Raw genomic sequence first — 13,057 nt, 5'->3', positions numbered from 1 at the left:
TATTTTCACTTATAAAACGTTTACCTTGGAAAAGAAGCTATTACTAATCTTACTTATATTTTGCTATAGCCTATCTTCGGTTTCTCAGGATACTACAAATAGCGCTTTAGATAGTGTAAATATTTTAATTTCCTTATCTAGAGATAAAAACATAAATGGAAATTATGAAGATGGGCTGAAGTTCGCAACTCAAGCGGTACAAAATGCAAATAAAAACAAGGATAAAACACAACAAGCAAAAGCTTATGTGAGTCTAGCCAATACCTACCAAGTCATTAATGATAGGGATAATGCAAGAAAATACTACAACATTGCATTAGATAAAAGTACTGATGATTATTTTGTAAACGTAGCCTCACTTAATGGATTAGGAAATATCTACTCAACTGATAAGAGTACTGTAGATAAAGCTGCAAGATATTTTGAAAAATCTATAGTTTATACTTTAAAAGCTGGCAAAAATGAACACTCATTTTATACATACTATAATATAGCTGGGATGTATTTAAATTTTGAAGAACCAGACAAAGCGTATCCTTATATTTTAAAAGCAGATAAGCTGTTGCCTAAAATTGAAAACGAAAACCCTTTGCATCGGCTATTGCAAAATTTAAATTTGGCTATTTATTATAACCAAAAAAAGGATCATAAACTTGCTCTAACATATATTAATAAAGCGCTTGAAATAGGAGAAGAGTATACTCTTATTAGAGAACTCATTGATATTTATGATTTCAAAAGTGAAATACATCAAGAATTAGGAGCGTATGAGATGGCGCTAGCGAGTCTTAAAAAAATGTATTATTACAAGGATTTAGATTTTAATGCAGAAAAAAATCTCCAAGTAGAGGAAGTGGCTGCAGATTTTAAGGTTAATGAGTTCAAAGAAAAAGCTGAAGCATCTAAACTAAAAACAAATATTATAACCTTATTAAGCATAGGTATTTTACTATTTTTAAGTACTTCATTTCTTATTTTTTACAATTACAAAAGGAGGTTGTCGTATCAAAAATTAGAGATAAAGAATCAAGCACTTCTACAAGCCAAAAATGAAGCTGAATACGCTAATAAGGTAAAATCAGATTTATTAGTAAATATTAGTCACGATTTAAGAACGCCATTGTATGGAATTTTGGGTATTACTGGAATGCTTATTGAAAATCCTTCAATAATAAACACACAAAAAGGGCTACTAAATTCTTTAAAATATTCTGGGGATCATCTAAAATCAGTTGTAAATAATATTCTAAAAATTAACGAAGTAGAGTCTGATAAAATTACTTTAAAAGTAACTAATGTCAATTTGCGTAGTCTCCTAGAGAACATAGTGAAATCACTTAATTATCTAGCAGATCAACAAGAAACTCAATTAATTTTAGATATTTCCGAAGAAATTTTAGAGCACTATATCATTGATGATGCTAATTTATCTGAAGTAATTATTAATCTAATTGATAACGCAATAAAGCATACTAAAAACGGTACTGTTACTATTTCTGCGAGTATGGTAAATAAACTTGGTACAAAGCATCGTATTGAGTTTAAAGTTTCTGATACAGGATCAGGTATTTCTAAGGAAAATCTATCCATTATTTTTGATAATTTTAAACAAGGTGATACAGAAGAAAACACTTTAGATGGAATTGGTTTAGGGTTGCCCATCGTTAAGTCTTTACTGATGGTTATGGGGAGCAAGTTGTCTGTAACTAGTGATGTGGGTGTAGGGTCGCAGTTCTCATTTATTTTAGAATGTGAAGTTGCAAATAAGGATAATAAAAGTAACACTAATTCAGCGAATAAGAGTCTACAAATATTAGTTGTTGAAGACAATAAAATAAACCAATTAGTGACTAAAAAATTAATAAGTTCATTGAATCATAATGCTATAGTCGCCACAAATGGAAAAGAAGCTTTGAAAGCATATACTAGTAATAATATCGATGTGATTTTAATGGATTTAAATATGCCTATTATGAACGGCTTTGAAGCAGCAAAGGTAATAGCAGCACAAAACAAGAATATACCAATAATAGCATTAACATCACTAGAAATCAGTGAAGTTAGAGAACAATGTCTTAATGTGGGTATACTTGACATTATTAATAAACCTATAGATAAAGAAGCTTTAAAAGAAGTTATACAAAAGAATGTAAAAATGTTTGAGTAGTCTATAATTTATAGAAGCGGATGATTTTTTAATTGTAACTCGGTATATTGGTTTTTCAAGGCTACAAAACTTTCGACAGGGTTTTCTGTATTCCAAACACCTCCTAAAACACCTATTCCTTTAAACCCTAATGGTATTGTTTCTGCTAGTGTCTTTGCATTAATCCCGCCCATACCAACGATTAACTTGTCTATATGATTTACGTCAAAACCTCTGCCTTCATAGCCTTCTTTTGAGATGGAAGAAAATACAGGGCTGAGTAAATGATAGTCGAACTCGAACTCGCAACTTTCCAATTCTTCAGGTTCGTGAAAAGAAGAACTTATCGTTTTACCAAACATTTCTAAGCCTTTAAAATAGCGACCTGGATTATCTATATAATCTCTTCGCTTTTGTTCCTGAAAATGAATGCCTTTTAAAGGGTATTTATTAATCAATTCATGATGATAGTGTACTACAATTCTATTGTGGTATGTTGCCTCTATTTCATTTAAATACGCACAATGTTCTTGATAGTTTTTTGATGGTTTTCTTAAGTGATAAAACATTAAACCTTCTTTAAATAAGGCGTTTAGTAGTTCAATTTCGTTTGGAATATCATTTTCTGGAGCAATTAGAACGATCATTTTTTTAAGTTAGGGATTATTCACTAATTTATATTATACAAATAGGGATTGATGAATAATACGCATTTGCAATCGAAATTCTTTTGCTTTAATGCAAAATAAATTAATAGAAAGCGCACCCACGTTTTTTTTTAGATTAGGAATTTTTATTTACGGTTACGGGTTTCCTAAAAAGTAATTGTAACCAATAGTTTATTTTTGAAATGTGAATGGAATACGCTGCCACAGCGTTGACTGGAGTAGGGTGGAGGTAAAGTGTGTGGAGTGGGAATAATTACCTTAAATTAAATACATCCAATTAATTCATTATCATATATTAAGTTTTGGTAGATTCTCTAACTATTAATGTTGTTTCAAGTTCGATCGTTTTAGGAATAATTTCTATATTATTTTTTTGTTTTTTTAATTCTTTATAAAGCCTTTTAAAGGCTACTTTACCCATTTTATAACCAGGTTGATTTATTGTGGTTAATGATGGTGTTATCGCAGAGGACATAAACCAATTGCTAAAACCTACAATACTAATATCCCGGGGTATATGTAATCCAAGTTCTTTAAATCCTGTCATTGCTCCAATAGCTACTAAATCTGTATTTATAAAAACTCCATCAACATCTTTATGGTTTTCAATAAGTTTATGAGCAAACATTTTTCCTTCATCAAACGTCATATCATTACATATAAAAACGAGCGATGGGTCATATATAATATTGTGATCGTCTAACGCTTTTTTATAACCTAAAAATCGATCTATAGAATTTTGAGGCAATAAAGGACCTCTAAAATGTGCAATCCTTTTACAACCAGTATCAACTAAGTGTTTTGTGGCATTGTATGCTGCTTCTCTATCATTTATAATAACCTTAGAACAATTAACAATTTTTGCAATTTTATCAAACATAACCAAAGGTTTCCCTCTTTCCATAACAGTTTTAAGGTGATCAAAAGTGGCTGTGGCGTTTGCTAGTGAGATTAAAACACCATCCACGTTTTTATTCAGTAATAACTCTATTTGTCTTTTTTCTAACTCAAATGATTCATTGGACTGTAATGTAATCACTAAATACCCTTTTTTTTCCGCTTCATTAATAATGCCTTTAATAACGCTAGAGAAAAAATAATGTACAAATTCTGGAATAATTACTCCTATTGTTTTAGATTGTTTTGTTCTCAAATTAACAGCAAATGGGTTAGGAGTATAGTTAAGGGTAACTGCAAGCTCTCTTACAAGTGCTTTTGTTTTTATACCTATATCTGGATAATCCTTTAAAGCTTTTGAGACAGTTGATATAGAAACACCAAGGGTATTAGCGATATCTTGTAAAGTAGTTTGTTTCATAAAATTTTATATAATAACTAAAAATAGCAAAAATTAACTAAAACGTTTTAGTTAAAAACTAAAACGTTTTAGTTAAAATAATTATAAAATTTATCAAATTGACAATATATATTTGGATATATAAGAAATCAACAAATTTTAAACTACAAAATGATGAAAAATTCAAAAAAGATAAGGTTAGCCCTCTTTGGATTATCCTTTTTAATAACCTCATTCTTATTTGCGCAGTCAAATATTACGGGTACTATCTTAGACAGTACAGGTTTACCAGTAAGTGGTGTAAATGTTATTTTAGAACAAACAAATAAGGGAGCCATATCAGACTTTGATGGTAATTATACCATTACAAATATTAGTGATGGAACCTATGAAATTACTGCTTCCTATATAGGTTTTACAAAAATTAAAGAAACGGTAACTGTTTCTGGAAGTGATGTAACGATATCGTTTACTATGGTAGATGATGCACAATCTCTTGATACAGTAGTTATAACTGGGGTTACGAACCCAAAATCTAGAATTGAATCTAGTGTTTCAATAACTTCTTTAAAACCTAGTCAAATTGCAGAATCTGCGCCAAGAACTACTGCAGAGATTTTTAGAACAATACCTGGAATTAGATCAGAATCGTCTGGTGGAGAAGGTAATTCTAACATAGCAGTAAGAGGTGTACCGGTTTCTTCTGGGGGATCTAAGTATGTACAATTACAAGAAGATGGATTACCTGTATTATTATTTGGTGATATCGCATTTGGAACCGCTGATATATTTACAAGATTTGACGCTAACATCTCTAGAATAGAGGCTATTCGTGGTGGTTCTGCTTCAACGTTATCTTCAAATTCTCCTGGTGCAATTATTAATTTAATAAGTAAGACTGGTAAAAGAGAAGGCGGGTCTGTAGCTACTAATTTTGGTTTAGACTACGGTAATTTTAGAACAGACTTTGAGTATGGTGCTCCTATAGGTGAAGGTTTATATTTTCATATGGGTGGATTTTACAGAACTGGTGAAGGCATAAGAGATGCAGGATATACAGCTAACAATGGTGGCCAATTTAAATTTAATATTACTAAAGAGTTTGATAAAGGTCATGTAAGAGTATATGCAAAATACTTAAACGATAGAGCGATTGCGTATTTACCAAACCCTATACAAGTTACGGGTACTAATGATGACCCTAACTTTGAAAATATTCCAAATTTTGATGCAAATAACCAAACATTACATACACCATTTTTAACACAAAATGTCGGTTTAGGAGAAAATGGAGAACGTAGAAGATCTAATGTAACTGATGGAATGCATCCAATAAATGCTTCAATTGGTATGGAAGCAGCTTTTGAATTAGCAGAGGGATGGAAAATTAAAAATAATGGTCGTTTTTCTATGAATAAAGGTGGATTTAATTCTCCTTTTCCTGCAAGTGTTCAAACCGCAGGAGGTTTCTTAAGTAGTGATTTTGCCATAGATAATGGATATTCAAGTCTTGCATTTCAAGATGGAGGTGCTGTCCCTGATAATGCATTAATCACTCCAGTTGTTCTATTTGATACGCAGTTAAACAACTTTAATAACTTTATGAATGACATAAGGCTTACTAAGAAATTTGAAAATGTTAATGTTACATTAGGGTATTTTAAAGCATACCAAAACGTTTCTATGTCTTGGTTATGGAATTCATATTTATTGGAAGCACGTGGTGATGATGCTCGTTTAATTAATGCAAATGATGCTGCTGGCAATAGACTAACAGACAATGGGTTAGTTGGTTACGGTGCTGCATTCTTCGGAAACTGTTGTCAAAGAAGCTACGATACACAATACAATACTTCGGCTCCTTTTTTAGCTGTAGGTTATGAAGCTTCAGAAAAATTAAATTTTGATGCTAGTATTCGTTTTGACTTCGGAAAAGTGAATGGTTCATTCTCTGGTCCTGTAACTTCTCAAGTTGATGTTAATAATGATGGTGCGATTTCTTTAGCAGAACAAACAGTTCAATCTATAGACTTAGCAAATCCAACGGTGGTTAATTATGATTATGACTATGTATCTTATTCATTTGGTGCTAACTACTTATTAAATGATAGTCAAGCTGTATTTGGTCGTTATAGTAGAGGTGGCTCTGCAAAAGCAGATCGTATTCTTTTTGGTGGATTAAATTATCTAGATGGTGATCAAATTAATGCGTTAGATTTTATTAACCAAGCAGAATTAGGATTTAAAGGAAAGTTTAAGAACGCAACACTGTTCGCAACATTATTTTATGCAAAAACTGTAGAGGAAGGTGGGTTTGAAGCTACAACACAACAAGTTATTGAAAACGATTATAGCTCAGTTGGTGTTGAACTTGAAGGAGCATATCGCTTTGATGATTTAGACATACGTGGTACATTAACATATACTAATGCACAGATAAACTCTGGTGATAATGATGGGAATACGCCTAGAAGACAACCAGATTTTATTTACAGTTTAGTACCTTCTTACAAATTTGGTGCTACAAAAAGACACAGTGTAGGTTTAAGTATTATTGGTCAAACTAAAGCATATGCGCAAGATAGTAACGAATTAGTATTACCTGGGTTTGCAATTGTAAATAGCTTTATTAACTATGAGATTACAGATAACCTTTCTACTAATCTTTCCGCCAATAACTTGTTTGACAGTTTAGGAATCACAGAATCTGAAGAAGGAAGTATTACAGAAGGACAAACTAATTACTTACGTGTTCGACCAGTTCCTGGAAGATCTATCTCAATGGGTGTTAATTATACATTTTAACCCGTTACTTTATTAGCCACAATTTAATTGTTAGTTTTTTAAAGAGTCAATTTTATTAAGATATTTTATTGACTCTTTTTTATCTTTAAATTTATGAGAATTTTACTGATATTTTTATGTTTGAGTAGTGTTGCATTGGCTCAAACAGATGCGGTTGCAAAAAGCGAAGTGAGATCTTTTATAGTATATGGAAGTAATACATGCCACTACTGTTTACAAACAAAGGCATATCTGCAAGAAAAAGCAATATCATTTATATATTACGATATAGATGAAAATGAGACAAAACTACAAGAAATGCTTTCTAAGATGAGTAAAGCAGGGCTCTCTCCTTCAAATGTGCAATTGCCAGTAATTGACAAAGCAGGAGAAATATTTATGAATGATAAAGAGTTTACAATTTTCTTAAAGTATTTAATACTAAACTCTAAGCTATGATTAAAAAACCAAAATTAACGTTCTGGCAAATTTTAAATATGAATGTCGGGTTTTTCGGAATTCAATATAGTTTTGGTTTGCAACAGAGTGCCGTAACGCCCATTTATGACTTTCTTGGTGCTAGTGCAGACCAAATACCTATATTACACTTAGCAGGGCCGGTAACAGGTCTCTTGGTGCAACCTATCATTGGAGCCATGAGTGATAAAACGTGGAGTCCAAAATTTGGTAGGCGTAAACCTTTCTTTTTAGTGGGTGCTATTCTTTGTAGTTTAGCGTTGCTAGCATTTCCATATAGCAGTTCTTTATGGATGGCAGCTGGTCTTTTATGGATTCTTGATATTGGTAACAATACAGCAATGGAGCCATACAGAGCTTTAATTGCTGATAAATTAGATGATGACCAACAGCCTTTAGGTTTCCAGATGCAAAGTTTTTTTACAGGTTTAGGTCAAGTACTAGCAAACTTTTCTCTATTTATCTTTCCACTAATATTTGTAGGTTTTACAGGTTCATTGCCAACGTGGGTGTACGCTTCCTTTTTTCTAGGAGCAATATGCTCTATAGCTAGCATACTGTGGAGTATGAGTAAAACAAAAGAAATCCCTCCTACAGAAGAAGAATTAAAAAAACTTAAAAGTGAAAAAAGAAGTGTTATTAAACCGTTAGTTGAAATTTTTTCTGCATTAAAAGATATGCCAAAGGTAATGTGGCAACTGGCTTTAGTGTATCTTTTTCAATGGTATGCCTTGTTTTGTTATTGGCAAAATTCTTCAAAAAGCGTTGCGCTATCTGTATGGAATGCGACACCAGAAAATACCGAAGTATATAGCGAAGCGGTAAGTTGGACAGCACTAGTAAACGGTTGGTATAACATTGTCACATTTTTAGTAGCGTTTGCATTGGTGGGCTTTGCTAGAAAATACAGTGCTAAATGGGTGCACGCTACTTGTTTAATTTTAGCTGCTATTGGTTTTTTAGTATTTCCTACAATAGAAAATAAAAATTTATTATTTTTCGCTATTACAGGTTTTGGTATAGGATGGGCAAGTATGATGGGTATTCCTTATTTAATGGTAGTTGCAAATATCCCAAAAGAACGTTATGGTGTTTATATGGGTATTATAAATATGATGATTGTTATCCCTATGATTATACAAACAGTATCATTTGGATATATATTAAAAAACTTTTTGAATAATGATCCTCGCAATGCAATAACATTTGCAGGAGTCCTACTTATTATTGCGGCAATTTGCACCCTATTTATTAAAGCAAATCATAAACCTCACTCTATATCTTAAATGAATTCGGTAATTTATAATAAAGCAATTAGCTTGCTGCATACGGCTAGTAACAAAAATGGATTTTTGGCAAGTGCAGAGGCCATTTCTAACTATAAACGTATATGGGCACGAGATGGTGTTATATGTGGTCTTGCAGCACTTTTAGATGGTGATGAAAAATTAATTTCCATTTTCAAAAACACCTTAATCACATTAGCAAATCACCAACACGAACTAGGGCACATACCCTCAAACGTTTATTTTAAAGAAAACGAAGAAACAGAAGTAAGTTTTGGAGGTTTAGCTGGGAGAGTAGATACTATCTCATGGTTCATTATAGGAGTTTGCAATTATACAAATACCACTAATGACGAGGAGTTTTTTAATAAAATGAAAACTCATATTGATAAAGGTTTAAAGCTATTAAACGCCTGGGAGTTTAATAATAATCATCTATTGTATGTTCCAAGATCTGGCAACTGGGCAGATGAGTATATAACAGAAGGGCACATATTTTATGATCAAGTACTTAGACTTTGGGCTTTAAGATGTGTTTGCCAAATTGAAAATTCAAAGCATATTTCAGAAAAAATAAATTTAGTTACGACAATCCTTGAGGAAAACTATACAGCAGGCACAATATTGCATCCCTTTCATCCAAGAGCCTATAAAACCTTAAAAATGGAGCCGTACTGGATGGCATCTATTAATCCTTCGGGGTATCAGACTATGTTTGATGCCTTCGGTAATAGTATTGCGTTGCTACTAAAATTAGGAGATGATACCTTTAGAAAGAACCAAATTTTATATATGGAAGAACTTCGAAAATCGCTAAAACTTCAATTATTGCCAGCATTTTGGGATCCCATTTTTCCTGAAGATCAGCAATGGAAATTATTAGAAAATAATTGTAAATATCAATTTAGAAACATCCCCTATGAATTTCATAATGGTGGCACCTGGCAAATGGTAAATGGGTTTTATGGTATGAGCATTACTAAGGATATGCCTGATGTAGCAGAAGAAATCATTGCAGGAATTGAAATGCTTAATAGTGAAGAAGACTTTGGTTTTTACGAAAATTTCAACACCCAAACGGGTGCTGCTACTGGTGTTAAATTTTGTACTTGGAGTGCTGCAGGGCAGATTATTGCAACGCAGTCTAATAAAGGAAAAACCTTTTTAAAATAACGTGATTTATGAAGAATGATATTTTATGTGTGGGCGAAGCACTGGTCGATTTTATAGGCCACGAAAAAAATAAGTCTATTAAGGACACAAGAGATTACCATAGATATTTAGGTGGGTCTGTAACTAATGTTGCTATGAATCTTGCACGTCTAGGATTACAACCTAGGCTAGTTGCGACAATAGGTAATGACGGCTTAGGAGAATATATTTTACGAAGGATTAATGAGATTGATATAGATAGCACCTATGTGCGCCAGTTAGCCCTCGAGCCTACGAGTACTATTTTTATTTCTCGAGCAACAGCAACTCCAGACTTTATACCATATAGAGCGGCAGATGCGAACATTGTAGAAGAACAAATACCTTCGGAAATTTTACAGGGTGTAAAAATTTTTCATACCACTTGTTTTGCTCTTAGTAAAAATCCAGCCAGAGATACCATATTAAAAAAAGCTAATGAAGCCCATTCATTAGGAATAAAATTGAGTATTGATATTAATTATTCTTCCAAGATATGGGGTGATAGAGTAGAGGCTCAAAAAAATATTGAGGCGTATAGTAAATATAATCCACTAATAAAAGTTAGTGAAGACGATATGCAGCGCTATTTTAACCAAACACTCTCACATCAAGAAATTTTTGAATATTTTCATTCTCACGGAGCAGACGTAGTTTGTTTAACACTTGGAGCTAATGGTGTTAAGTTAGCAGAAAAAGGGAATGATACTATAGCATTGCCCGCAGAAAAAATTAATGAAGTCATGGATGCCACTGGTGCTGGAGATGCTTTTTGGAGTGGATTTTTATTTTCTTACATTAACAAAAATTCATTTAAATCTTGCCTAGAAATAGCCTCCAAACTTGCAGCGTTAAAACTACAACATGTGGGACGATTACCTAATAATATTAATGTTATTAGTAAGTTGTTTAATACTAGTAATTAAGTTAGCAAAAAAAAATTAACGGCCTCAAGAAGCTTTGGTAAAACAATAGGGGAGTTGAGTGTTACTGCATCCAACGAGCCACGAAATACTGTTTAATGAAATTTTCTAAAGGATAGTATAGCGAGAGGAATGCACCGAGTAATAAATAGAAATTAATCAAATTAACTATCCAAGGCAATTTCAAAACTATCTTTAGACTAACAAAGACTTTCTAAAGTGTAGCGAGCGACTCCAGCGCACCAGCTGGCTCTTTCATAAAAAGGTCTCCCAGACCTTTTTATTTCAGCCCTGTTTCCAAAGTTTTGTGCAGCCTTGATTTTTTTGTTTAGCTCAAGCGTTTATATGTTAGGGGTATTCGTGGATCTCCAAAATCGATCTCTTTTTTCATCAAGGAAAAAAAGAAAAGAACAGTAAGTTAATATTCTGAACTTCAAACATCATTCAAACTAAAAATTAGTTAAACACGAGTATTTCAAAAACTTATAATGAAAAATATACTATTCATTTGTTCAGCTAATAAGGATTGTTCTAAAACAGCAGAAGTCCATTTTAGTACTAGAATCCAGATATGCATTTTGAGTCTGCAAATACTAATAAGAATACCTGTAATATGCTAGGTACAAATTATATATTAAAGAGTTACTAGAAGACGCTGTGCCTATTTATGTGATGGAACAAAAACATAAAGCAAAACCCCATAAAACAAAAGCTCTACAGGACTTTGCAAAAAAATAGTAGCTTACTTATAACCTTTCTATAATCATAGAAGAAAAGTAGTTTACTCCTGTTCTAATGGCTTCTTCATCGGCTTCAAAGTTGGGCGTGTGTGGCATACCTGCAATCCCTTTCTCCATATTGGATACCCCCAAAAAGTAATAAACCCCTGGTACCTCTTTCTGGAAATAGGCAAAGTCATCACTAAATTGAAAAGGAGGAACCCCATATAAAGAAATCACACTTTGTGGACCATAAACATTGGTTATACTTTTCAAAGACGCTTTGGTCAATGCTGCGTCGTTTATAGGAGTTTCCATCACAGGCAATCCTGGCATTAGGTTATAGGAAACAGATAGTAAGTCTTTGGCATAAGCAGAAGTCTCAATTTTATTTTTAATCATCGGTAGAAACGCATCCAATCGTTCTTTAGAACTTGTATTCAATAATATTCTCATCTTCAATGTATCGTTCGTTTGTTTAACATTCAACTCATGCATCAAGGCATCATAGTCTTTAAAAATGGTATTTGGATGGGTTACGCCTAACTTAAGGCTAAATACGCTATTAGGATCCCAAAACTTATGGTCTGGACCATAGGTCTGCGCATTTGCCATCAAACTTTTTGTAAAATCTACTATGGCGTCTTGGTTATTAGATGCTTTATATGTTATTTCGACCACCGTAAAATGATTAAATACATTTGCTGCTTTAGTAGCAATCGTTCCTACAGGGTAAGGAGACACGTGCAGTCCATAAATTTCATCAGGTTGAATGAGATCAAACAATCCATCTGCAATCATAGCGCTGGCACCTTCATTAATCTCTTCCTTAGGCTGAAAAACAAAATAGATGGTACCGGTTAGTTTTTCCTTTTGGCTGGCTAAAACGTTAGCGATACCCATGCCTACGGTCGTATGTATATCGTGACCGCAAATATGCCGAACACCTTCGTTTTTTGAAGCGAAATCTACCACATCGGGCTCACTAGATGGCATGGCATCAATATCTGCTCTCCAAGCAATTTTTTTTCCAGGACGTCCTGTATCTAAGATTCCAACAACACCATAGCCGCCTACACCTGTTTTAACTTCGAGGCCTAAGTCTCTTAAATAAGCAGCAATCTGTGCAGAAGTTCTTTTTTCTTCCCCTGAAACTTCAGGATGCATATGAAAGTCTCGACGTATTTTCACGAGTTCGTCAAAAATCAAATCGGTCTGCGTTTGTACAGATTGATGAATGTCTTCTGGAGTGCTTGTGTTTTGAGCGATTGTAAATGCTCCACAAAGCAGCATTTGTAAGAGTACAGTGTTTCGAATTATTTTTGTTATTAAAGTCATTTTTAGGTCTTTTAAAATTAATACTAGACAAATGTCTCTTTTAGTTAGGCGCCGTAACAGGCATTATTGCCAGAACATCGTTAACCGTGGTTGAATTGTAATCAATACTCAAGGCATTCTATTTTTTCTGAAATGTGCTGTATTTGTTGGGATGGTGAAGCGTTGTAAAAAGAATAGGGGAGTGTGGCAAGTTCTTATTTCTGGTGCTTGTAGTTAAATAAAAGGTTT

At 33.1% G+C, this 13,057-nt stretch carries 9 protein-coding genes; 6 read left to right on the top strand and 3 right to left on the bottom strand.

Features of this window, described 5'->3' with window-relative positions; genetic code table 11:
* Positions 1–25: 25 nt before the first annotated feature.
* Positions 26–2,167 (top strand): response regulator, encoded by a 2,142-nt coding sequence (locus tag GBH57_RS08055; RefSeq protein WP_151673868.1) that lies wholly within the window; start codon positions 26–28, stop codon positions 2,165–2,167.
* 8 nt (positions 2,168–2,175) lie between these two features.
* On the opposite strand, the gene GBH57_RS08050 is transcribed toward GBH57_RS08055, so the two are convergent.
* Both GBH57_RS08050 and GBH57_RS08045 read right to left on the bottom strand, forming a co-directional pair.
* Complete coding sequence (locus GBH57_RS08050) at positions 2,176–2,793, bottom strand: thiamine phosphate synthase (protein WP_151673865.1); 618 nt, start codon at positions 2,791–2,793, stop codon at positions 2,176–2,178.
* A 316-nt stretch (positions 2,794–3,109) separates the two neighbouring features.
* Positions 3,110–4,132, bottom strand: a complete 1,023-nt coding sequence (locus GBH57_RS08045) for a LacI family DNA-binding transcriptional regulator (RefSeq protein ID WP_151673863.1) — start codon at positions 4,130–4,132, stop codon at positions 3,110–3,112.
* Between the two features lie 153 nt (positions 4,133–4,285).
* Between GBH57_RS08045 and GBH57_RS08040 the strand changes: the two genes are divergently transcribed.
* The 5 genes from GBH57_RS08040 to GBH57_RS08020 all read left to right on the top strand — a co-directional run bounded on the left by GBH57_RS08040 (position 4,286) and on the right by GBH57_RS08020 (position 10,775).
* Positions 4,286–6,916 carry a TonB-dependent receptor gene (locus GBH57_RS08040; protein WP_151673861.1) on the top strand — a complete coding sequence of 877 codons (2,631 nt, stop codon included), beginning with the start codon at positions 4,286–4,288 and terminating at the stop codon, positions 6,914–6,916.
* A gap of 93 nt (positions 6,917–7,009) precedes the next feature.
* Positions 7,010–7,354: a glutaredoxin family protein gene (locus GBH57_RS08035; RefSeq protein WP_151673859.1), complete on the top strand. Its 345-nt coding sequence runs from the start codon at positions 7,010–7,012 to the stop codon at positions 7,352–7,354.
* Positions 7,351–8,658 (top strand): MFS transporter, encoded by a 1,308-nt coding sequence (locus GBH57_RS08030; protein WP_151673857.1) that lies wholly within the window; start codon positions 7,351–7,353, stop codon positions 8,656–8,658. The genes GBH57_RS08035 and GBH57_RS08030 overlap by 4 nt, the downstream gene beginning before the upstream one ends.
* Positions 8,659–9,831, top strand: coding sequence for a glycoside hydrolase 100 family protein (locus GBH57_RS08025; RefSeq protein WP_151673855.1), 1,173 nt, complete (start codon positions 8,659–8,661; stop codon positions 9,829–9,831).
* A gap of 8 nt (positions 9,832–9,839) precedes the next feature.
* The gene (locus tag GBH57_RS08020) at positions 9,840–10,775 is read left to right on the top strand and encodes a carbohydrate kinase family protein (protein ID WP_151673854.1); all 936 of its coding nucleotides are present in this window, start codon (positions 9,840–9,842) and stop codon (positions 10,773–10,775) included.
* Positions 10,776–11,518: 743 nt separating this feature from the next.
* Here the strand turns inward: GBH57_RS08020 and GBH57_RS08015 are convergent.
* The gene (locus tag GBH57_RS08015) at positions 11,519–12,829 is read right to left on the bottom strand and encodes a M20 metallopeptidase family protein (RefSeq protein ID WP_151673852.1); all 1,311 of its coding nucleotides are present in this window, start codon (positions 12,827–12,829) and stop codon (positions 11,519–11,521) included.
* Positions 12,830–13,057: the final 228 nt, after the last annotated feature.

This window comes from Patiriisocius marinus (assembly GCF_008974325.1).
Lineage (GTDB): Bacteria > Bacteroidota > Bacteroidia > Flavobacteriales > Flavobacteriaceae > Patiriisocius > Patiriisocius marinus.
Note: the sequence above shows the minus strand (reverse complement) of the source record. Positions and strands in the feature narration are given on the sequence as shown.